At 60.7% G+C, this 22,364-nt stretch carries 20 protein-coding genes and 1 riboswitch; of the genes, 11 read left to right on the top strand and 9 right to left on the bottom strand.

Going from position 1 to position 22,364, the window contains the following annotated elements; all coding sequences use genetic code 11:
- Positions 1–23: 23 nt before the first annotated feature.
- A complete protein-coding gene (locus EDY99_RS09615) occupies positions 24–917 on the top strand; it encodes an alpha/beta fold hydrolase (RefSeq protein ID WP_123061721.1) in 894 nt (297 codons plus the stop codon).
- Positions 907–1,809, top strand: a complete 903-nt coding sequence (locus EDY99_RS09610; protein WP_123061720.1) for an alpha/beta hydrolase — start codon at positions 907–909, stop codon at positions 1,807–1,809. Before EDY99_RS09615 ends, EDY99_RS09610 begins: the two co-directional genes overlap by 11 nt.
- Positions 1,810–2,237: 428 nt before the next feature.
- Here the strand turns inward: EDY99_RS09610 and EDY99_RS09605 are convergent, their stop codons facing one another.
- Positions 2,238–3,671 carry an NAD-dependent succinate-semialdehyde dehydrogenase gene (locus EDY99_RS09605; protein ID WP_123061719.1) on the bottom strand — a complete coding sequence of 478 codons (1,434 nt, stop codon included), beginning with the start codon at positions 3,669–3,671 and terminating at the stop codon, positions 2,238–2,240.
- A 196-nt stretch (positions 3,672–3,867) separates the two neighbouring features.
- Here EDY99_RS09605 and EDY99_RS09600 point away from each other — a divergent pair, with 196 nt between their 5' ends.
- Together EDY99_RS09600 and EDY99_RS09595 are read left to right on the top strand one after the other, a co-directional pair.
- Positions 3,868–4,695 (top strand): AraC family transcriptional regulator, encoded by an 828-nt coding sequence (locus EDY99_RS09600; RefSeq protein ID WP_089194790.1) that lies wholly within the window; start codon positions 3,868–3,870, stop codon positions 4,693–4,695.
- A 98-nt stretch (positions 4,696–4,793) separates the two neighbouring features.
- Positions 4,794–5,762 (top strand): DMT family transporter, encoded by a 969-nt coding sequence (locus tag EDY99_RS09595; protein ID WP_033650330.1) that lies wholly within the window; start codon positions 4,794–4,796, stop codon positions 5,760–5,762.
- Between the two features lie 27 nt (positions 5,763–5,789).
- On the opposite strand, the gene fusA is transcribed toward EDY99_RS09595, so the two are convergent.
- Entirely contained in the window at positions 5,790–7,895 is a 2,106-nt protein-coding gene (gene fusA / locus EDY99_RS09590; RefSeq protein WP_033643170.1) for an elongation factor G, read from the bottom strand.
- A 249-nt stretch (positions 7,896–8,144) separates the two neighbouring features.
- The gene (locus EDY99_RS09585) at positions 8,145–8,393 is read right to left on the bottom strand and encodes a DUF883 family protein (protein WP_004938127.1); all 249 of its coding nucleotides are present in this window, start codon (positions 8,391–8,393) and stop codon (positions 8,145–8,147) included.
- A 221-nt stretch (positions 8,394–8,614) separates the two neighbouring features.
- Here EDY99_RS09585 and EDY99_RS09580 point away from each other — a divergent pair, with 221 nt between their 5' ends.
- A complete protein-coding gene (locus EDY99_RS09580; RefSeq protein WP_046687097.1) occupies positions 8,615–10,111 on the top strand; it encodes an alpha/beta hydrolase in 1,497 nt (498 codons plus the stop codon).
- A gap of 45 nt (positions 10,112–10,156) precedes the next feature.
- On the opposite strand, the gene EDY99_RS09575 is transcribed toward EDY99_RS09580, so the two are convergent.
- The 5 genes from EDY99_RS09575 to EDY99_RS09555 form a co-directional block, all read right to left on the bottom strand.
- Positions 10,157–10,702 carry a cysteine hydrolase family protein gene (locus tag EDY99_RS09575; protein WP_033643168.1) on the bottom strand — a complete coding sequence of 182 codons (546 nt, stop codon included), beginning with the start codon at positions 10,700–10,702 and terminating at the stop codon, positions 10,157–10,159.
- A gap of 216 nt (positions 10,703–10,918) precedes the next feature.
- Positions 10,919–11,956 carry an ABC transporter ATP-binding protein gene (locus EDY99_RS09570; RefSeq protein WP_089197090.1) on the bottom strand — a complete coding sequence of 346 codons (1,038 nt, stop codon included), beginning with the start codon at positions 11,954–11,956 and terminating at the stop codon, positions 10,919–10,921.
- On the bottom strand, positions 11,953–13,536 hold the full coding sequence (locus EDY99_RS09565) for an iron ABC transporter permease (RefSeq protein ID WP_123061718.1): 1,584 nt from the start codon (positions 13,534–13,536) through the stop codon (positions 11,953–11,955). The genes EDY99_RS09570 and EDY99_RS09565 overlap by 4 nt, the downstream gene beginning before the upstream one ends.
- Positions 13,537–13,569: 33 nt before the next feature.
- Positions 13,570–14,586, bottom strand: a complete 1,017-nt coding sequence (locus EDY99_RS09560; RefSeq protein WP_089197089.1) for an iron ABC transporter substrate-binding protein — start codon at positions 14,584–14,586, stop codon at positions 13,570–13,572.
- A 273-nt stretch (positions 14,587–14,859) separates the two neighbouring features.
- Positions 14,860–15,435, bottom strand: a complete 576-nt coding sequence (locus EDY99_RS09555; RefSeq protein ID WP_033643163.1) for a hypothetical protein — start codon at positions 15,433–15,435, stop codon at positions 14,860–14,862.
- 708 nt (positions 15,436–16,143) lie between these two features.
- On the opposite strand from EDY99_RS09555, the gene EDY99_RS09550 reads away from it, so the two are divergent.
- The 6 genes from EDY99_RS09550 (at position 16,144) to EDY99_RS09530 (ending at position 21,536) form a co-directional block, all read left to right on the top strand.
- Positions 16,144–16,413: a hypothetical protein gene (locus EDY99_RS09550; protein WP_033643162.1), complete on the top strand. Its 270-nt coding sequence runs from the start codon at positions 16,144–16,146 to the stop codon at positions 16,411–16,413.
- A gap of 174 nt (positions 16,414–16,587) precedes the next feature.
- Complete coding sequence (locus EDY99_RS09545) at positions 16,588–18,207, top strand: ABC transporter substrate-binding protein (protein ID WP_123061717.1); 1,620 nt, start codon at positions 16,588–16,590, stop codon at positions 18,205–18,207.
- 142 nt (positions 18,208–18,349) lie between these two features.
- Positions 18,350–18,523, top strand: a riboswitch (M-box (ykoK) riboswitch).
- Positions 18,524–18,598: 75 nt separating this feature from the next.
- On the top strand, positions 18,599–19,621 hold the full coding sequence (locus tag EDY99_RS09540; RefSeq protein ID WP_033643160.1) for a magnesium transporter: 1,023 nt from the start codon (positions 18,599–18,601) through the stop codon (positions 19,619–19,621).
- Positions 19,622–19,753: 132 nt separating this feature from the next.
- Positions 19,754–19,846, top strand: a complete 93-nt coding sequence (gene mgtS / locus EDY99_RS24585; RefSeq protein ID WP_004938109.1) for a protein MgtS — start codon at positions 19,754–19,756, stop codon at positions 19,844–19,846.
- Between the two features lie 107 nt (positions 19,847–19,953).
- Positions 19,954–20,133, top strand: a complete 180-nt coding sequence (locus tag EDY99_RS09535) for a hypothetical protein (RefSeq protein WP_004938106.1) — start codon at positions 19,954–19,956, stop codon at positions 20,131–20,133.
- A 26-nt stretch (positions 20,134–20,159) separates the two neighbouring features.
- Complete coding sequence (locus EDY99_RS09530; protein WP_033643159.1) at positions 20,160–21,536, top strand: cation diffusion facilitator family transporter; 1,377 nt, start codon at positions 20,160–20,162, stop codon at positions 21,534–21,536.
- On the opposite strand, the gene EDY99_RS09525 is transcribed toward EDY99_RS09530, so the two are convergent.
- On the bottom strand, positions 21,479–22,324 hold the full coding sequence (locus tag EDY99_RS09525) for an inositol monophosphatase family protein (protein ID WP_123061716.1): 846 nt from the start codon (positions 22,322–22,324) through the stop codon (positions 21,479–21,481). The two genes, EDY99_RS09530 and EDY99_RS09525, sit on opposite strands and share 58 nt — an antisense overlap.
- Between the last annotated feature and the right edge of the window lie 40 nt (positions 22,325–22,364).

The raw sequence follows: 22,364 nt of genomic DNA, 5'->3' as shown, positions 1-22,364 counted from the left end.
TGACCCCACAGGGAGTTAACCCCATGAAACACAGTCAAAACGAGATCCTGTTGCAGGATCTCGCGGCGGAACACGTCTATACCCAGGTCAACGGCCGGCGCCTTCACTGCGTGGTGGCCGGCGAAGGGCGGCCGGTGCTGCTGATCCCCGGCTGGCCGCAAACCTGGTACACCTGGCGTTATGTGATGCGCGCCTTGGCGGCGGCCGGTTTTCAGGCGATCGCCGTCGATCCGCCGGGCATCGGCGACTCTGACAAGCCCGCGGGCGGCTACGACACCGGCAGCATCGGTGCGGCGCTGCACGCGATGATGGCGCAGCTGGGCCATCAACGTTACCAACTGGTCGGCCACGACATCGGCATGTGGATCGGTTACGCCATGGCGAGCGATTTCCCGCAGGCGGTGGAGCGTCTGGTACTGACGGAGGCGGTGATCCCCGGTCTGGCGCCGCCGCCGCCGATTTTCGTCGCGCCGGAGGAGAATATCTTCCTGTGGCATTTCATGTTCAACCAGCTGGCGGATTTGCCGGAGACCCTGACCCAGGGGCGCGAGCGGGAGTATCTTGGCTATATCTTCAACCGCTGGTCTTATCGGCGCGATCGGGTGGCGGCTGAGGTCTATATCGCCGCCTATTCGGCGCCGGGCGGCCTGCGCGCCGGATTCGACTATTACCGGGCGATCCCGGAGACCGTTCGCCAGAACCGGCTGCGCGCCGCCACGCCGTTGACGATGCCGGTGTTGACGGTGGGAGCGGAGCACGCCACCGGCGACGCGCCGCTGACGACGCTGCAGGGCAATGCGCACGATCTGCGGGGCGAAACGGTCGCCAGCTGCGGCCATTTCATCACCGAGGAGTGTCATGAGGCGTTTATCGCGCTGATTGCGCCGTTCCTGGCGGGAGAGCAACATGCCGCTTGATGAACGCATCGCCGCCTTTTTGGCGGCCTCGGCCGACGCGCCGCCACCCGCGTCGTTGGCGGACATGCGGGCGGCCACGGAAAGCGGTTTGCGTCTGCTGCAGGGCGCACCGCAACCGAGCGGCGGCGTCAGGGATTTTACGCTGGTCGCCACCGATGGGCACCGGATTGCGCTGCGCGCCTATCTACCGGCGGGGGAAAGGTGCGCTGCCGCACAACCGGCGATGCTGTTCGCCCACGGCGGCGGCTGGTGCCTCGGTTCGCTGTCGCTGTATGACCAGCCCTGTCAGGCGCTGGCTAACGCCACCGATCGGATAATCCTGTCGGTCGATTATCGACTGGCGCCGGAGTTTCCTTTTCCACAGCCGCTGGAAGATGTCTATCAGGCGCTCTGTTGGGCGGCGCAACAGGCGCCGCAGTTAGGGATTGACGCTGACCGTCTGGCGGTGGGCGGCGACAGCGCCGGGGGCAATCTGGCGGCGGCGGTCGCGCTGTTGGCGCGGGATCGCGGCGGCCCGCACATTGAACGTCAACTGCTGCTGTACCCGGCGCTCAGCCGCGAAATGGCGACGAAGAGCTATCGCGAATTCGCCGAGGGGCATTTTTTGACGCGCGACGCGATGGTGTTTTGTTGGCAGCAGTACCTGGCCCAGCGACGCGATCCGAGCGCCGAGCCGCTGCACGCCGTCACGCTGCGCGGATTGCCGCCGGCCACTATCCTGAGCTGCGAATATGATCCGCTGCGCGATGAGGCCGAACTGTATGCGCAGCGGCTGCGTGAGGCGGGTGTGGCGGTACGCTGTGAACGGTTGCCGGGCATGGTGCATGCATGCATTCACATGTTGGGGCTGACCCCGGCGGCGCGGCGCCTGTTCGAGCTGGCTCGCGAGTAAAAAGTTCACGCTAAGACGCGATGAACCATTCTTATCCCATTCGTTTGATGTTGTGTTATGAAAGGCAATGAAAATAGTGAGATAAGCAGGGTGTTGGGCGCCCTTGAAGACGCCGAACGCAGGCATAGCGCATTAGGAGAAACCGCCATGGACGGCGGTTTCAGGTGAGACAGGCAGGGACGCCTGTCGCAACCGGCCTCAATGCGGTATGGCGGAGAGAGGGAAGTTGGCAAAGCCAACCGTCTGATAGGGCAAAGGCGCGGGTTGCCAGGGGCCGCGCCTTCGGCCCCTGGCTCGGTCGAAGCGTATGAGCTTCATGGCGCATCTCACCTTTATCGACCGAAAACTGCACAAATACGTTCAGAAAAACGCTAACTAACCAGGATTACCCGCATTGCGGGGCTTCTGGCTATTCATCCGACGTGCGATTAACGGCCGGCGACGGTGACAAAGCGCGTTTCCAGGTAGGATTCGATCGCTTCGCTGCCGCCTTCGGTGCCGTGGCCGGAGTCCTTCACGCCGCCAAACGGCGTTTCCGGCAGGCCGAAACCGATGTGGTTGATGCTCAGCATGCCGCTCTCCACGTCGCGCCCCAGCGCATTGACGGTGGCGATGTTGTGGCTGTAAGCGTAGGCGGCCAGCCCGTACGGCAGGCGATTGGCTTCGGCGATCGCCTCGTCGTAGGTGGCGAACGGGCGTAGCAGGGCGACCGGGCCAAACGGCTCTTCCGACATGGCGCGCGCGCTCAGCGGCACGTCACGCAGCACCGTCGGCTCGAAGAAGTTGCCTTTGCCCGCCACGCGTTTGCCGCCGGTGCTGGCCTTCGCCCCGTGGGCGATAGCGTCCTGCACCAGCGCCTCGATATTGTCGACGCTGCGGCCCAGCACCATCGGCCCCATCGTCACGCCGTCTTCCAGCCCGTTGCCGAGCTTGAGTTCACGCACCGCGGCGGTGAATTTCTCCACGAAGGCCTCATAAACGCCTTGCTGGATCAGGAAGCGGGTCGGGGCGATACAGACCTGGCCGGCGTTGCGGAACTTGGATTGCGCCAGCTCTTTGGCCGCCGCGTCGAGATCGGCGTCGTCGAAGATCAGCACCGGCGCGTGGCCGCCCAGCTCCATGGTGGCCTTTTTCATATGCTGGCCGGCCAGCGCAGCCAGATGTTTGCCCACGCGGGTGGAGCCGGTGAAGGAGATCTTGCGAATGGTCGGATGCGGGATCAGGTATTCCGAGATTTCCGCCGGGGTGCCGTACACCAGCGCGATCACCCCGGCCGGAATGCCGGCGTCGGCGAAGGCTTTGATCAGCTCAGCCGGTGAGGCCGGCGTTTCTTCCGGGCCTTTGACGATGATTGAACAACCCGCCGCCAGCGCGGCGGACAGCTTGCGCACGATCTGGTTGATCGGGAAGTTCCACGGCGTGAAGGCGGCCACCGGGCCGACCGGCAGTTTCAGGGTTTGCTGCTGCACGTCGCGAGCGCGGGACGGAATAATCTGCCCGTAGGTGCGGGTGGCTTCGCCGGCGAACCACTCGATAACGTCGGCGGCGTTGAGAATTTCGATTTTGGCCTGCGCCACCGGCTTACCCTGTTCCTGCGTCATGATGGCGGCGATGGCGTCGGCGCGTTCGCGCAGCAGCGCAGCGGCTTTGCGCATCAGGTTGGCGCGCTGGTGTGCGGCGGTGTTGCGCCAAACGTTAAACCCGCGTTCGGTGGCGGCCAGCGCCAGATCGAGATCCTCTGCGGCGGCGTGCGCCACTTGACCGATGATCTCGTCGGTAGCGGGGTTGGAGACCGGCAGGGTTTTTCCGGCCAGCGCGCTGCGCCATTGTCCATCGATATACAGTTGAGTATCCGGATACATTGTTGCCTCTTGTTTGCGGAGTGTCAGGGGCCGATGAGCTTCGCGATGCGGCCCGTCTGAAAGGGACAGGGACCTTAACCCTACGCCGAATGGCGCCGATCGTCCAGGCGAGGGGCACGAAAGGACCAGGGCGGCTACTCAACCGGCGATGTTTTGGCTATGCTGAGCAGATTGTCAGCACGGATGAGGAGGTCGGGTGCAAGGGGTTCCACAACAGTTTCCGTTCGAGAAGGACTGCGCGCAGTTCCGGCATTTGTCGCATCTGCCCGGCGTCGAACTCTATCAGGCGCATATCGAACGCTATGCCTTCGAGCCGCATACCCACGACGCCTTCGCCATCGGCACCGTGGACACCGGGGCGGAGCGCTTCCGCTATCGCGGGGCGCAGCACCTGGCGGCGCCGGGCGCGCTGGTGCTGATGAATCCTGACGAGCTGCATACCGGCGAAGCCGAAACGCCGGGCGGCTGGTGTTACCGCATGCTCTATCTGGCGCCCGAGGCGCTGGAGCAGCTGTCCGGCGATCGGAGCCAGTGGTTCACCGATGCGGTGCGCCACGATCCGCGGGCGGCGCAGCGCCTGTCCGCCATTCTCGCCGCGCTGTGGCAAACCGACGATCCGCTTATGCTCGACGGCCTGCTGTTGGAAGCGGTGGCGTTGCTGCAACCGCACATCCGCACCGGGCGCCGGGAGAAAGCCGAGGCGGCGCACCGTTTCGAGGTGGTGAAAAGCTACCTGCACGATAACTTCGCCGAGGCCATAACGCTCCACCAACTGGCCGAGCTGGTGTCGCTCAGCCCGTACCATTTCCTGCGCAAGTTCAAGGCCGAATATCACGTCTCGCCGCAGCAGATGCTGATGGCGATCCGGCTGTCGCAGGCCAAACGCATGCTGGAGCGCGGCATGCCCGCCGCACAGGTGGCGGCGGCGGCGGGGCTGACCGATCAGGCGCACCTGACGCGCGCCTTCGCCAACCGTTACGGCGTCACGCCAGTGCGTTTCCAGAAACAGGTGAAATTGGGCTAAAACAGCAACCTGCTACAATAATTCCTCCCCGCGTTTTCGTTACTCTGCCGCTGTCTTGTCGGGCGGGTTGGCCGCACCGGCCGTTTGTCGGAGTTGTTATGTTCATTGGCGTTGTGTTTGCCCTGGCCGCCGGGCTGATGTGGGGATTGATTTTCGTCGGTCCGTTGCTGGTACCGGACTATCCCGCCGCGCTGCAGTCCACCGGGCGCTATCTGGCCTTCGGGCTGATCGCCTTGCCGCTGGCGTGGTTCGATCGTCGCCGCCTGCGTAAGCTGCAGCGCCAGGATTGGTGGGAAGCGCTCAAGCTGACGGCTATCGGCAATCTGCTGTACTACCTGTGCCTGGCCAGCGCCATTCAGCGCACCGGTGCGCCGGTGTCGACCATGATCATTGGCACCTTGCCGGTCGTGATCGCCATTTGCGCCAATCTGTTTTACGGCCGGCACGACGGGCGCCTGGCCTGGGGCAAACTGGCGCCCGCACTGCTGTTGATCGTCTGTGGATTGGCGTGTGTGAACGTCGCCGAGCTGCGCGGCAATGCGGTGCCGATCGACGGCTGGCGCTATCTCAGCGGTCTTGGGCTGGCCGTGTTGGCGGTGGCGTGCTGGACCTGGTTCCCGCTGCGCAATTCACGCTGGCTGCGGGAGAATCCGACGCAGCGTCCGGCCACCTGGGCCACGGCCCAAGGGCTGGTGACGCTGCCGCTGGCGCTGCTGGGCTATCTGGCGGTCTGCGGTCAGTTGGCGCTGAGCGAGCCGGCGTTCGCCTTGCCGTTCGGCCCGCGCCCTGAGGTGTTTATCCCTCTGATGCTGATCATCGGCGTGTTCTGCTCCTGGCTGGGGGCGCTGTGCTGGAACGAAGCCAGCCAGCGGCTGCCGACGGTGTTGGTGGGGCCGCTCATCGTGTTCGAAATTCTGGCGGGGTTGGCGTATACCTTTCTGTTGCGCCAGGCCTGGCCGCCGCTGCTGACGCTGGCGGGCATCGTCTGTCTGATGGCCGGCGTGGTGTACGCCATGCGCATCAAACCGCAGCCAGTGGTGGTGGCGCTGGAGGACAAGCCGAGGTGACGCCCGCCGTGGCGGCGGGCGTGAGGGTTAACGCTTGCTGTGGTGAATGATCTCTTCGGCCACGTTGCGCGGCGCTTCGGCGTAGTGGCTGAATTCCATGGTGTAGGTGGCGCGGCCCTGCGACATCGAACGCAGGGTGGTCGAGTAGCCGAACATCTCGGACAGCGGCACCTTGGCGCGAATTTCCTTGCCGCCGCCGCCCGGGATATCTTCCATACCCTGCACCAGACCGCGGCGTGAGGAGAGATCGCCCATCACGTTGCCGGCATAATCCTCCGGCGTTTCTACTTCCACCGACATGATCGGCTCGAGGATCACCGGATCCGCCAGGCGGCAGGCGTCCTTGAAGCCGAAGATCGCCGCCATGCGGAACGCCTGTTCCGACGAGTCGACGTCATGGTAAGAACCGAAGGTCAGGTGCACCTTGACGTCCACCACCTGATAACCGGCCAGCACGCCGTTATTCAGCGCCTCGAGCACGCCTTTTTTCACCGCCGGGATAAACTCGCCGGGAATGACGCCGCCCTTGATCTCATCGAAGAACTCGAAGCCTTTGCCGGGTTCGTTCGGCTCGACGGTCAGCACCACGTGGCCGTATTGCCCTTTACCGCCGGATTGGCGCACGAACTTGCCTTCCACGTCGGCCACCCGTTTGCGGATGGTTTCGCGGTAAGACACCTGCGGTTTGCCGGTGGTGGTCTCCACCCCGAACTCGCGGCGCATGCGATCGACGATAATCTCCAGGTGCAGCTCGCCCATGCCGTAGATAATGGTTTGGCCGGATTCTTCATCGGTGCGCACGCGGAACGACGGATCTTCCGAAGAGAGCCGCTGCAGCGCGATGCCCATTTTCTCCTGATCGCCCTTGGTCTTCGGCTCGATCGCCTGGGCGATCACCGGTTCGGGGAAGGTCATGCGCTCCAGCGTAATGATGGCGCCGGGATCGCACAGCGTATCGCCGGTGGTGACGTCCTTCAGGCCGACGCAGGCGGCAATGTCGCCGGCGTGCAGTTCGTCGATGTCCTTACGATCGTTGGCGTGCATCTGCACGATGCGGCCGATACGCTCCTTTTTGCCCTTGATTGGGTTATAAACGCTGCTGCCTTTGGCCAGCACCCCGGAATAGACGCGCACGAAGGTGAGTTGGCCGACGAACGGGTCGGTCATCAGCTTAAACGCCAGCGCCGAGAATTTTTCGTTGTCGTCGGCTTTGCGAGTGATGATTTCATCGTGTTCGCCGTGGCCCTCCATCGGCGGCACGTCGAGCGGCGAGGGCATCAGCTCGATCACCGCGTCCAGCATGCGCTGCACGCCTTTGTTGCGGAACGCCGATCCGCACAGCATCGGTTGGATTTCGCCGGCGACGGTGCGCACCCGCAGCCCGTGAACGATCTCCTCTTCGCTCAGCGGCACCTGATTGAGGTATTTCTCCATCAGTTCTTCCGACGCTTCGGCGGCCGCTTCAATCATGTTTTCACGCCACTCCTGCGCCGATTCGCGCAGGTCGGCCGGGATCTCTTCGAAGCTGAAGTTCATGCCCTGCGAGGCTTCGTCCCACAGAATGGCTTTCATCCGCACCAGATCCACCACGCCGCTGAAGCGGTCTTCGGCGCCGATAGGAATAACGATCGGCACCGGGTTGGCTTTGAGGCGTTCGATCATCATTTTGCGCACGCGGAAAAAGTCCGCGCCGATGCGGTCCATCTTGTTGACGAACGCCAGCCGCGGCACTTTGTATTTGTTGGCCTGGCGCCAGACGGTTTCCGACTGCGGCTGGACGCCGCCCACCGAGTCATAGACCATGACGGCGCCGTCCAGCACGCGCATTGAGCGCTCCACTTCAATGGTGAAATCGACGTGCCCGGGGGTGTCGATGATATTGATGCGGTGCTGCGGATAATTATGCTGCATGCCGTTCCAGAAGCAGGTAGTGGCCGCCGAGGTGATGGTGATGCCGCGCTCTTGTTCCTGCGCCATCCAGTCCATGGTCGCCGCGCCGTCATGCACTTCGCCCAGCTTGTGGCTGACCCCGGTGTAAAACAGAATCCGCTCGGTGGTGGTGGTTTTGCCGGCATCGATATGCGCGGAGATGCCGATATTGCGGTAACGTTCGATAGGGGTGGTGCGAGCCATAATCAACCTTTCTTAGCCGCGTGAAGGAGAGCGGCTTAAACAGCATGGATAATGATGATAATCCTCATAGGGTTATCCGCCGGATCGCAGAGCCTTGCTCTGGTCACAAACTAATCGTAGTTGAAGGCGTTGGTTTTTTTAAGCGATGGTTGTGATAGATGAAAGTTTGCACGCACAACGGCGCCGGCGCAGAAAAGGGCGAAAAAAAAGGCCCGTAACGGGCCTATTGTCGTAGGGCGCATTCGCCGCTTATTTGCGTCCCAGCAGGAAGCCGAAAACGATGCCGACTGCCGCCGCAACGGCCACGCCGGCCAGCGGGTTGGCTTCCACCTGCGTTCTTACGCTGTCCGCTGCGTCACGGGCGGCATAGCTGGCCTGGGAGGCGTACTTGCGCGCCGCGCCGCGCACCTGATGCTCCGGCGAATCGACGGCTTTACCGAACGCTTCTTCTACCGCGCCTGCGGCTTCATTGGCTTTGTCTTCCGCTTTACCAAACATGCTGCTCTCCTGTTCCTTGTGGGTTAACGAACTCTAAGCCTAGCAGGTGAACGGCGTTTTTTGCAGCATTCTGTGCGTTATAAGATCAATCCGAGCAAAGAAAAGTCTTTCCATACGCACGGCGTCGGCTTCACCCGCGCGTTTTTTTATGTTCTATTGGCTAGCGGTTTAACCGAGTATCGTTACCCTTTGACCGATTCGTTGAGTTGAAAGGACTCCCCATGTCAGTACTGCGTATTCTGGCGCTGCTCGCCGCGACCGCCGCCGCGTTGCCCGCCCAGGCCAAACCTGCGGCTCACGGCGCGGCGCCCGAGAACGGCGTTCGTTGGCAATCTTGTCTCAACAGCGGCTTTCAGCGTTGGTTCGATGAAGCGCCGCAGGCGGGGCTGCGCTGCGGCTACCTCGACGTGCCGTTGGTTTACGCTACGCCTCCCGCCCATTCGGCGCAGGCGGGGGAACCGACCGTGCGTCTGGCGCTGACCCTGCTGCCCGCCACCGGGCCGAAAAAGGGCAGCGTCGTGGTGATCAGCGGCGGGCCGGGCCTGCCGGGGATCAATCCTTATCTCGGCAACGACGCCCACGTCGCCAAACTGCGTAAATCCTACGACATCATCGGTTACGATCCGCGCGGCGTCGGTCAATCGACGCCAAAAATTTCCTGCCAGGTGGCCGAAGGTGACGAACTCCCTGAACCGGACGACAACGACGTGGCCGGCGCGGAGAACCAGACGCGCACCCTGATCGCCGCCTGCATCAAACAGACCGGCGCGGACGTGCTGCAACACATCGGCACTGACGAGGCGGTCAACGATCTGAACGCGATCCGCCATGCGCTGGGCGAACCGGGGCTGACGGCGGTGGCGTACTCTTACGGCACCAAGGTGGCGGCGCTGTATGCCGAACGTTTTCCGAAGAAAACGCGCGCGCTGGTGCTGGACGGGGTGGTGGATCTGGCGGAGGACGATTTCACCCAGCGCCTGAATCAGGAGCGAGGCTTCCAGCAAAGCTTCCTGCGTTTCGCCGCCTATTGCGGAAAAACCGACAGCTGCCAGCTTGGCGGCGGCGCCAATCAGGCGCTTCAGCGTTATCACGCTTTGCTGCGCAAGCTGCATGAGCAGCCGTTCGTCACTGCGGCGGGCTATGAGATCTCCGCCGACGATGTGCTGACGGTGACGCGTTCGCTGCTGTTGTGGCCGGAGCGCTGGCATGAACTGGCCACCGTACTGCGCCAGCTCGATGCCGGCATCGCCGGGCAACAGGTTTCCGATCTGATCGACGAAAGCTATTCTCCGGATGCCGATGATGCCCTGAACGTCATCACCTGCGCCGACGTCGCCAACCCAACGGCCGATCCGCAGCTGTTGCGCAGGCAGCGGCAGGAGATTAATACCGCCGCTTTATATGCCCACTATCTGCCGCTGCACGAGTATCCGCTGGAAATGTGCGATCTGTGGCCGTACCGCGGCAAAGATCGGCCGCACATGCCGGTGGCGTCCGCCGCGCTGCCGCCGCTGCTGTTCGTCGCCCAGCGCTACGATCCAACCACGCCGTACCGCAATGCCCAGGTGATGGCCTCGGCCTTTAAAAGCCCACTGATCACCCGCGAACGCGACGGACATACGTTGGCGCTGAACGGCATCGACAGCTGCGTCGACGAAAGCGTGGTGGAGTATCTGCTGGCGCCGAAAAAGCCGCGCCGCGACAAGGTTTGCCGCTGAGGAGGCCGGGCGTTGGCCCGGCCTGACAGGCAAATCGCGCGTGTTTTAGAATTTCACCTCTTCCGCCAGCGCCAGCGTCACGAACGGCCCCGACAGGGTCTGGTTATGGTGACGGATAATGGCGTCGGCGCCGAGCGCCGCCGTGTCCGAACAGCTATGGGCATCGGCGGCCAACACCAGGTCAAATCCCAACTCCGCGCCGCGCCGACACGCGGTGTCTACGCAGTATTGCGTTTTCATTCCCGAAATCACCAACCGACCGATGCCGGCTTGCTTAAGCCGCTCCGCCAGGCCAGTCCGGTAAAAACAGCTGGGATGGGTTTTATCGATGAACCAGTCGGCTTGCGCATCGGTGTCGAGATCGGGGTGAACTTGCCACAGTGGACTGTTTGCGGCGATAGGTGAACCTGCCGGGCCGGTGTGGCGAATAAACACCACGAGCGCATTCGCCACGCGTGCGGCGCGTATCAACGCATGGGTCTTCGCCAGAAGGGTTTCGGCGGCGAACGGGGGATGGTCCGGCGAGGCGAACAGGCCGACTTGCATGTCGATAACCAGCAGGGCGCTGCGCGGTGCGGGGATAGTTGGCATAGGTCTTCTCCGTAATGAAATTGCCGGCGGGCACGGAGAAATAAAAAACCCCGGCCATGGCTGGCGGGGCTTGGGGATACGTCGTTAGCTGTTGCGCACCCGTGCAGCCCACCATTGCGTGGCGGTTGCGGTGGTGGTGAGGGCGTGCGCGATGCGATTCATGCCATTGATAATGCGCGGTGGTGAGGGGAACGTCAAGGGTCGCTCCCCACACTTTCAGCCGGTGAAAATATGCGCTTGCCCCATCACGTTGAGACTGACCTGCGCCCCGGGCCGCAGGCCTTCGCGGCTGACGGTTTTGATCTCGAGCTGCGCGCCGTCGGCGGCCATTTGCAGATTGAGGGTGGAGACGAAGCCGGCGAAATCGATGCCGGTGATCACCGCCTGGCCGCGCTGCGCCGGATCGGACAAACCGATTTGAATCTGCTCCGGACGCAGCATGATGCGCGCCGAGCCGCTGCGTTGGCGATCGTCGACGGCGATGCGCCCCAATGCGCAGTCGGCCCAGCCGTGCGCCAGCTCGGCGGTCAGCACCAGCGTTTCGCCAAGGAAACTGGCGGTCGGTTCATCGACCGGGCGCAGATAAAGATCCTGCGGCGCGCCCACCTGCGCCAGCCGACCGTTGCGCATGACCGCCACCTGATCGGCGAACGACAGCGCCTCGCTCTGATCGTGGGTGACCAGGATCGACGCGACTTTGGCCTCCGTCAGCAGTTCGGCCACCGCTTTGCGGGTGGCGGCGCGCAGGCCGGTATCCAGTGCCGAGAACGGCTCATCCAGTAACATCAGCCGCGGTTGCTGCGACAAGGCGCGCGCCAATGCGACCCGCTGTTGCTGTCCGCCGGACAGCTCGTGCGGCCACAGGGCGGCCAGGCGACGATCCAGCGCCACCATCTCCATCAGCGCCTCGATGCGACGCTGTTTCTCGCGCTTGCTGCCTTTGAGGCCAAAACCGATGTTGCCGGCGACGGTAAAGTGCGGGAACAGCGCGCCATCCTGCGGGACGAAGCCGATGCCGCGCAGGTGCGCCGGCACCCAGCCGCCGCCGTTGCCCATCGCTTGCCCCTGCAGCAGAATTTGTCCGCCGTCGGGGATTTCAAAACCGGCGATGATGCGCAGCAGGGTGGTTTTGCCGGAGCCGGAAGGGCCGACGATCGCCGTGCGGCTGCCGGCGGCAACCTGCAGGTCGATGTGTTCCAGCACCCTGATGGCATTGTAAGATTTTTCGATACCGTGCAGTTCGAGCGTGCTCATAGTCCCGCCGTACGTTTAGATTGAGAGTAAAGAAGCCAGGTGAGCGGCAGCGACAGCGCCACCATAATCAGCGCATAAGGCGCGGCGGCGACATAGTCTATCTCGCTGGTCAGCGCCCAAAATCCGGTGGCCAGCGTGCGGGTGCCGTTCGGCGCCAGCAACAGCGTGGCGGTCAGTTCATTGGCGATCGCCAGGAACACCAGCGCCGCGCCCGCCGCGGCGCCCGGTGCCGCCAGCCGCAACGTGGTGCTCCACAGCGCCTGCGCCGGCGATTTGCCCAGGCTGCGCGCCACGTTTTCCAACTCCACCGGCGCCTGCGCGATGCCGGCGCGCAGGTTGATCAATGCTCGCGGCATAAACATCAGCAGATACGCCAGCAGCAGGGTGATCTCGGTTTGGTAAATCGGCCGGAAGCTGTGAATGGTGATGGTCACCAGCGCCAGCGCCACCACGATGCCGGGCAGCGAACTGGTCACGTAGTTGCAGCCTTCCAGCACCCGGTACAGGCGGGCCGGATAGCGCACCGACAGCCAGGCCATCGGAATGGCGCACAGCGTAATCAGCAGCGCGCCAGAGGCGGACAGCGACAGCGTTTGCCACAGCGCGGGCCACAGATCGGCGTTGCGCCATACGTCGAGGCCGCCCAGCCATAGCCAGCGGGCCAGGGTGATGAAAGGCACGCCCAGCGCCAGCGCGGTCAGCGCGATCGGCAGCAGCAGCGCCAGCGCGGCGAGCGGCGCTGACAGGCGACGCGGCGTTTGGCTGCGGGCGCTGCCGGAGCCGACGCGGGCATAGCGCGCGCGGCCGCGGCTGAGAGCCTCAAGCAGCAGTAACCCGAGGCAGCACAATACCAATACGCCGGCCAGCATGTTGGCCGCCGGGCCGTTGAAGGTCGACTGGAACTGATCGAAGATCGCGGTGGTGAAGGTATCGAAGCGGATCATGGCATACAGGCCATACTCCGCCAGCAGGTGCAGCGCGATCAGCAGCGAACCGCCCCAGACCGCCAGCTTCAGCTGCGGCAACACCACGCGGAAAAACACCGCCGGCGGCCGGGAGCCGAGCGAGGTGGCGACGTCTTCGATACCGGGATCCAGACGGCGCAAGACCGCGGCGGCCGGCAGGTAGATAAACGGAAAATAGGCGAGCACCGAGATGAAAACGCCGGCGCCCAGGCCGTGCATCGACGGCACCAGACTGATCCAGGCATAGCTTTGCACAAAGGCCGGCACCGCCAGCGGCGCGGTCGCCAATACCGCCCAGAGACGGCGGCCCGGCAGCGTGGTGCGTTCGGTCAACCAGGCCAGGGCCACCCCCAGCACGGCACAGATCGGCAGCGTCAGCACTACCAACAGCAGGGTATTCAACAGCAGCTCTGCCACGCGCGGGCGGAAAACCAGAGCTTTGACCGTTTGCCAGCCGGTTTCAAACGCCACGCCGATAACGAATCCCAGCGGCAGCAGCGCCAGCAACGACAGCAACACGGCGCAGGCCACCACGATCGGCCCCGGCCGCGGGTGACGAGGGATAGCGGAATAACGCCGCGCGGTCTGCGCGGCGTGGGTACTCAGGTTTGACATAACGATCAAAAACTCTCGGTTTGCCGGCGGGCCTTACAGCAGGCCGGCCTCGGTCATCAGTTCGACAACTTTCTTACTGTTCAACTGCGCGGCGTCTACCTTCGGCGCGTCCAGATCTTTCAGTGGCACCAGTTTCGGGTTGGAGGCCGCACCGACGCCGACGGCGTATTCGAAGGCATTGTTGGTGCGCAGGATCTCCTGGCCCTGTTTGCCGGTGATCCACTTGATGAACGCCTGCGCCTGCTGCTGATGCTTGCTGGAAGCCAGCACGCCGCCGCCGGAGATGCTGACGAATGCGCCCGGATCCTGATGTTTGAAGTAGTACAGCTTGATGTTTTTGCTGTTCTCGCCGGTTTTAGCGCCGTCGACGAACGGGTAGTAATGATAGATCACGCCGCTGTCGATCTGGCCGGCATTGACCGCTTTCATCACCGTGCTGTTGCCTTTATAGGCGGTAAAGTTGGTTTTCATCGCTTTCAGCCAGTCCAGCGTTGCTTTCTCGCCTTTCAGCGCCAGCAGCGCGCTGACGATCGCCTGGAAATCGGCGCCCGATGGCGAAGCGGCCCAGCGGCCTTTCCATTCCGGCTTGGCCAGATCCAGCAGCGACTTCGGCAGCTGCGCGTCGGTCAGCTTGGCCGGGTTATAGACGAATACGGTAGAGCGGGCGGCGATGCCGATCCAGCGGCCGTGGCTTGGGCGATATTGCGGCTCTACCTGGGCCAGCGTGGCGGCGTCGAGCGGGGCGAACAGCTTGGCGTTATCCACCAACACCATCGCCGGGGAGTTTTCCGTCAGGAACACGTCGGCAGGCGAGGCGCTGCCTTCCTGCACCAGCTGATTGCCCAGTTCGCTGTCGCCGCCGTTGCGCAGCGTGACCTTGATGCCGGTGTCTTTGGTAAACCCGTCGACCCAGGATTTGACCAGGTTTTCATGTTGGGCGTTGTAAATGACGATGCCCTGATCGGCCGAGGCCGCCTGAGCGCCGAAGGCCAGCATCATCGAGGAGGCGAGCAGGGCGACGGGGCCGAGAGATGAAATACGCAGCTTCATGCAGTTATCCTTTTAGCGTTCGAATGAGGAAAACGAATATCGCCTGGCAAGCGCAAGCAGGCCGATTTTAGCCAAGAACATCAATAATGATAGTGAAAACGATTCGTATTAAATTATTTTTGACGATCGCTCACAAAATGAATTGCCCTAAGGATAAGTTAAGTTTCGGCTGGAATAATCTGTTTTGATTGTCTGAATAGAATTGGGGCGCGTTACCTCACAGTGAGCGGCCACCTGCCATCGCAGGCAGCCGCCCGTCAGGCTTGCTTCTTGTCACGCCAGCACAAACTCACCGTTGCCAACGCCGAAGAACTGCCCGTTGATGCTGCTCGCCCACTGCGGCGGATGAACCAAAGAGGCCAGCACCCGGCCATTCTCCAGCAGCGTCAGGACGATCGAACCGGGGTTGATGGCCAATTGTAGGGTTAACGGAACGCCGATCAGATTTTCGGCATCGGGTACGGTGCCTTGCAAATAAATCGTCGGGATGTTGATGTTACCGTCTGAGCCAGTGCCGGTGGCCTGGCCGACAAAACGCACCGATGTACCGTTTGATGGGGCATTGGGACCAATATTGGCAGGCTGCGCGGAAATTTGCACGGTCTCCGCATGTGGCGCGCAGCCACACCCACAGCCACAGCCCTGGAAGCTGAAGTAGCCGCAGATATTTTGTTGGCACCCGCATCCACACAAGGATTGCGGATGCACTTGCTGGTTGAACGCCGGTTTCAATTGCGGATGTTGGTTGAGCAGCGCCTGACGGCTCTGCACTTCCGCGTTATAAGCGTCACGTGATTGTTTATTCAATGCGTTAGCCTGTTCAGGCGTAATATCTTGCAGTGAAGGCATATGTAAACCCCTATGATTTTTGCTGAGTTAGTCTGAAATGCATATCACGCTGAATCCGGTTAGCCACCAGACAGGTAATTGCATCTGAATGGAAATAGTTATTGCCGTCGGCAGAAGAACGGTATGGCAACCAAACCGTTACATCCTATCCTTTCGGCACGCGTTTATATATTTGGATTTGTCTTCTGGTAATTATCTCTTATTAAATCATTCGCCAGTTATTGGTTTGATAACCAACGGCGGCCTCGTGTTAGTCTCGAAGCCATTTAAAGGTAGTTAGGTGTCACGGAGATATCAAGTGGGTTTCCTACTGTTATTTTTACATTGAAAAGCAACTTATTTGGCATGTCCATTATTTTGATTTTAACCTTTTTCGTAACCGATTAATTAATATAGGGTAAGTGAGGGTGTTTTTTAATTAATTGATTTTTATGAAGTTAAACTGTAGTTATCTTTTTTTGTGAATATTCTTAATATATTCATTGAGGTAACGGGTAAACGCGGGTTTGCATTTGACTTATATCAGTTCTTTGTCGAATCTGTAATGGTTATTAACCTGTTTCAATATTGACGACTTGTTATCCACTGGCGATCTTTTTCTTCAGTCTTTTCATGTCGTTCTTCAGCGTTTCGCACAGGCATTAATAACACGGGCCGCCAACGCGAATTAAGAATTATATTCACCAAAAAATAGTGAGAGAGGTGTCTATGTCTAATGGACCGTTTTATACCAATCCGATCGTGGTTATCGATGTAGCTAATGATTGCGTGCATGTGGAGATGGCGATCGATGGAGGACTATACGAAAACGTATTTCCGTTATCGGTAGCGGCTAATGAACCCTATCCGAAATTGCTGGTGAATCTGGCGATCCAGGCGCAAGCGAGCGGTAAATCATTAATGGTGTGGGGGGAGCCCGGCCCAGAACCGGTTAAAGGCCTGCCGCTGTTTGGTATCACGACCGTGAACATCAAGTAGGGGACGGCAACGCGCATTGTGTTGAAAGCGGGAAGCGCGGTGAGGGATATTCCTTTGATAATGAAAGAAATTCAACACCGCTTTTGGTTATGACTCATAGCGATTAATGATTTAATTTATTCCACTGCCACATTGCATATTGAACGCGATAAAACACTAATCAGGGATATCGACGTGAAATATTCATTTAATGGCAAGAAATTGGCTGGTTTAATCCTCCTGGCTTTAAACGCAACGATCGCTCAGGCGGCGGAGGTGCCAACGGGCGCTAAACTGGCGCCGGTACAGGAATTGGTGCGCGCCAACGGGTATGAACCGGCGACGCTGGATCCGAACCTGGCCGAGAGCAATGTGGAGTTCTACATCTTCAACGATCTGTTCGAAGGTCTGCTGCGAGTTGGAAAAGAGGGCGAAGTGATCCCGGCGCTGGCGCAGAAATGGGAGCACCAGGGCAACGTCTGGACTTTCCATCTGCGGCCGCAGGCCAAATGGTCGAACGGCGATCCAGTGACCGCCGACGATTTCGTTTACAGCTGGCGGCGCCTCACCGATCCGAAAACCGCGTCGCCTTACGGCAGCTATCTGGCCTCGGCCTATGTGCTGAATGCGGCGGCGATCAACGCCGGCAGCAAACCGCCGAGCGAGCTGGGCGTTAAAGCGCTGGACGCGCACACCTTGCAGGTGACGCTGTCTGAGCCCAACGCCTACCTGCTCAAACAACTGGTGCATTTTCCGGTTCTGCCGGTCAACCGTAAGGTGGTTGAGCAATACGGCAAAAACTGGACTCAACCGGCGCATTTTGTCGGCAACGGCGCGTTTCGTCTCAGCGAGTGGGTGGTGAACGAAAAAGTGGTGGTGGAACGCAATCCGCTGTATTGGGATAACGCCAACACCGTGCTCAACAAGGTGACCTTCCTGCCGATCCAGGGGTTCCCGGAGGTGGCGCGTTTCCGCGCCGGCGAGGTGGAGTTGGGCTATACCACGCCGCCGGAACTGTATCAGCAGCTGAAAAAAACGCTCGGGGATCAACAGCTGGTGACCTATCCGCTGCTCTCCACCAGCTATTTCGCCTTCAACAACCGCCAGACGCCGTTTAACGACGTGCGGGTGCGCCAGGCGCTGAACCTGGCGCTGGACAAAGAGATCATCGCCGGCAAGGTGCTGGGATACGGCCAGCAGCCGGCCTGGACCTTTACCCCAACGGGGGCGGGCGGCTATCGCCTGCAGGCCGGCGCCGCGGCCGGTTTGACGCCGGAACAACGCCACGCCCAGGCGAAACAGTTGTTGGCGGAGGCCGGTTTCAACGCCGAGCATCCGCTGCGCTTTACCGTGTTGTACAGCAATGACGCCACCATCAAGAAGATCGTCATCGCCGCCGCCGCCATGTGGAAAAAGAACCTCGGGGTGGAGGCCGGCTTGCAAAGCCAGGAGCGCAAAGTGACGCTGGATAATATCAACCGCGGCCAGTACAGCGTAGCCTTTACCCGCTGGCTGGCGGATTACGACGATCCTTCTACCTTCCTGAATGTGTTCCGCGCCGACAGCAGCGAGAACAGCCCCAAATACCGTAACCCGGAATACGATCGCATTCTGCATCAGGCGACGGCGGCGCCGACACCGCAGCAGGTGCAGCAGTATTTTCAGCAGGCCGAGGCGGTGCTGGCCGTCGATACGCCGGTCGCGCCGGTGTACTACGAAGCCAACGCCACGCTCATCAAACCCTACGTCAAGGGGATCGACTTCACCCGACAGGGCGCCCTATACGATAAAAACGTCTACATTCTCACGCACTGATAAATAAAAAAACGGCTGATTTATATCAGCCGTTTTTATAGATTCGCGTTTAATAAAAATATCCTAAATACTCCATAAACGACGGGCAATCTTTTCTTCCCGCCGGATAAAACAACGCCTATACTGCGCCGGTAGTTTATATGCAGTATCTCGTTTGGCGAGGCTCCTATACAAACACAGGTTACTGATCTGACGACATCGAGAGATGCCCAAGGTTAAGACAGGCTTTATCGGATTAAGGTTCAGCCCAAAGTAACTTCCGAGCAACAATTCGGATACGTTGTATAGTGCTAAAACCTGGACGCGGAGATAGGCAGTCTGCACTCCCTCTGTGGTTACGCCCCTATGCGATTCGCTGTTGAAGTTCACAACAGAAATAGGGACTGACAAAATGATCAAGTCACATCAATACTCTTCTTCTCCGGCGCTGCGCGCGACTGAAACTCTCGATGAAACTTCGGTCGCCGGTTATATGAACGCCGATTTTATTACCGTTCCCGCGACGATGACGGTCACGCATGCCCGGGAATATTTACTTTCACAGCTAAAAACGGACGAAATTCCCACCCGGGTCTTTATTACCGCAGACGATTATCATTTGCGCGGCACGCTGTCGGTGAAAAAACTGCTGCAGTGCGAAGAACAGGATAAAGCGGTCGGCGTAATGATGGATTACAGCTATTTCCAGGTTTCACCCGACGACGATCGCAACGACGTGGCGCATTTGCTGGGCAAAGGCGGTTTGGACGTGGTGCCGGTCGTGGCGAACAACACGCTGGTCGGCGTGCTGGGCGAGCGCGAGATCGCTCGGCTGGTTGAAGATGAAAACACCGAAGACGCGCAGCGTCAGGGCGCGAGCCTGCCGCTGGACAAGCCTTATCTGGAGACCAGCCCGTGGGCGCTGTGGCGCAAACGCTCGGTGTGGCTGCTGATGCTGTTCGTGGCCGAAGCTTACACCGGCAACGTGCTGAAAGCGTTTGAAGATCAGCTCGAAGCGGCGATTGCGCTGGCGTTCTTCATCCCGCTGCTGATCGGCACCGGCGGCAACAGCGGTACCCAGATCACCTCGACGCTGGTGCGCGCCATGGCGCTGGGCGAGGTCAGCCTGCGCAATCTGGGCGCGGTGATCCGCAAAGAGGTCACGACCTCGCTGCTGATCGCCGTCACCATTGGTCTGGCGGCCTGGGTGCGCGCCTGGATCATGGGCGTCGGCATGGAGGTGACGCTGGTGGTCAGCCTGTCGCTGGTGGCGATCACCGTATGGAGCGCCATTGTTTCGTCGATCATCCCGATGCTGCTGAAACGGCTCGGTATCGATCCGGCGGTGGTGTCGGCGCCGTTTATCGCCACCTTTATCGACGGCACCGGCCTGATTATCTATTTCAAAATTGCCCAGCACGTCCTGGGAATTTAAACGGGTCCCGCGCTTGAAAGTGCGGGAATGTTGAAAAAAAGAGGAGGACGTTAAAAAACCATGGACACCGACCAACCCCGATATTTAACGCAAGGGGATTTTATCGATAACATTTAACCTGAGGACAAAACAATGGGAAACATGACTATTTTTATGGGATTCCTGGCAATGATCAGCTCACTGGGCCTGTTGGCGGCCTATATGAGCACCAAATGGGATGATTGATGAACGCTAAAGATCCGCCTAGATGCATCCTCCCCGTAACCGCTATTTATTATGGGGAGGATTTAGCGGCGCGCTGAACGCGCGGCCTGATACGGGAGTTGATAATAATGACGATTCTTATTCTGGGATTGCTCTATGCCATTTTAATGATTTCGGTGGGGGTGAATGAGATTTATTTTTATTCCACCGGAAAATCCAATTTTCTTACTAGCCTCATGCTGACTTTCTCTGGCAGTATGCTGCTGATCGCCTTTGTCTGGCAATTATCCTCTAAAGTAAAAAAATAAATCACCGTCCGAATGTGAGCAGCATAATGCAAAATGAAAAACAGGCCGTGGCCAGAAACTCGATGATCGCCAGCGGGTTGCTGGCCACGGGCAAATTCGTCGCCGGCATTTTTACCGGCAGTATTGGCCTGATATCCGAAGGGATCCACTCTTTCACCGATTTTATCGCCACCAGCATCACCTGGCTGGCGGTGCGCATCAGCGATAAACCCGCCGATGACGATCACCACTTCGGCCACGGCAAGGTGGAAAACCTGGCGGCGCTGTTCGAGGTGTTGCTGTTGCTCGGCGCCGCCGGTTGGATCGTCTACGAGGCGGGCGGCAGCCTGCTTGGACAACCGCATGAGATAGTCGCGGCGCCGGTGGTGATCGCGGTGCTGCTGATTTCCATCTGCGTCGATTTTTTCCGCGTGCGGGCGCTCAGCCGCGTCGCCAAGGCGACCGACAGCGCGGCGCTGGAGGCGGATGCGCTGCATTTCTTCTCCGACATGCTTTCGTCCGGCGTGGTGCTGCTGGGCATGGTGTTTGTGCTGCTGGGCTTTGGCCGTGCGGACGCCATCGCCGCGCTGATCGTCGCCGGTTTTATCTTTGTCGCGGCAATCAAACTGGGTAAACGTTCCTTCGACTCGCTGATGGATGCCGCGCCCGCCGGGGCCACCGAGGCGATTCGCGCCACGCTGGACAGCTTCCCGGCGGTGCTGGCCTGCGACAGCGTGCGTATTCGCAACGCCGGCGCCGTACTGTTTGTCGAGATCACGGTGGCGGTGTGCCGCACCTTGCCGCTGGAGCGCATCGATGCGTTGAAGCGAGAAATCGTCGAACGGCTGCGGCAGCAGTATGCCAAGGCGGAGTTTACCGTCATCGCGGTGCCGCAGACCCGCAGCGACGAAGACATGGCGACGCGCATTCGGGCGATCGCCGCCAATCACGGCGCGCAGGTGCAGAACGTCACCTTGCAGCAGTTGCCGACGCACATGGCGATCGGCATGGATCTGGCGGTGCCGGCCAACGCCAGCGTGGCGCAGGCGCATGATATTGCCACGGAGATAGAAGGGATCCTGCGTCAGGCGATCGGCGAGGACACCGAGATAGAGACCCATCTGGAGCCGCAGACGCCGCACTGGCTGGCCAGCGAGGATGTTTCCGCCGCCGAGCTGGCCGATATCCGGCTGATTTTGCAGTCGGCGCTGGAGCAGGGGGATAAGGTGCAAGACGTGCACAACATCCGGGCGCGCAGAACCGACGGTGGCATCATCGTCAACTTCCACTGCCGGGTGTCGCCGGCGGTAACCATCGCCGCCGCGCACGATGCGGTCGATCGGGTCGAGCGGCGGCTGCGCGCACTTTATCCGGCCATCTCACGCGCGATAGGGCACGTCGAGCCGATCAAGCCCGGCGTTTGAATCAGCTCGGCCAATTGCGGATAGAGCGCCGCGTTGGCCAGCAGCAGCGGGTTGCCGCGTCGCAGCCCGTTGTGGTGCATAAAGTCATTCGCCACGCCGCCGGCTTCGCGCGTCAGCACCAGCCCAGGCAGGCTGTCCCAGGCATTCATGTGCGGTTCGTAATAGCCCAGCAGCCGACCGGCGGCCACCTGGGCGGTCATCAACGCGCCGGAGCCGCTGCGCACGAACATGCCGCCCGCCTGCAGCAGGCGACAGAGAAAACCGCTGAATTCCGCCGCCGAGGCGCGAGGTGATATCCCGACGCCCATCACGCCATCCGCGACGCTGCGCCCGGCATGCACGCCGATCGGTTCCCCGTTGAGGAAAGCGCCTTGGCCGCGGCAGGCGCGGAACATCTCGCGGTGATTGGGATCGTAAACCACGCCGATCGTCGGCTCACCGTCGATCACCACGCTTATCGCGATACACCAGGTATGCAGCCCGTTCAGGAAGCAGGCGGTGCCGTCGATCGGATCGACGACCCAAAGGCAGGCCGCGCTATTGTTGGTGCCGCCGCTCTCTTCGCCGAGAAACCCATCCAGGGGAAACCGCCGGTTAATCATGCGGCGGATCAGCGCCTCGACGCGGCGGTCGGCCTCGCTGACCACGTCCTGCAGGCCCCGTTTAAACTCGACGGCCAGGCTTTGCCGGCGTTGGTAAAAGCTGAAGGCGAGATCGGCGGCGGCGCGGGCGATCTCACGCGCGAAGCGGTAGCGCGCCTCGATGTCCCGTGGGGAAAGTAACGTCATGGCAGGCTCGATAACAAAGAACGAATCGATTTACTCTGCC

This window comes from Serratia sp. LS-1 (genome assembly GCF_003719595.1).
Taxonomy (GTDB): Bacteria; Pseudomonadota; Gammaproteobacteria; order Enterobacterales; family Enterobacteriaceae; genus Serratia; species Serratia ureilytica.
This window is presented reverse-complemented; position numbering and strand designations above follow the sequence as displayed.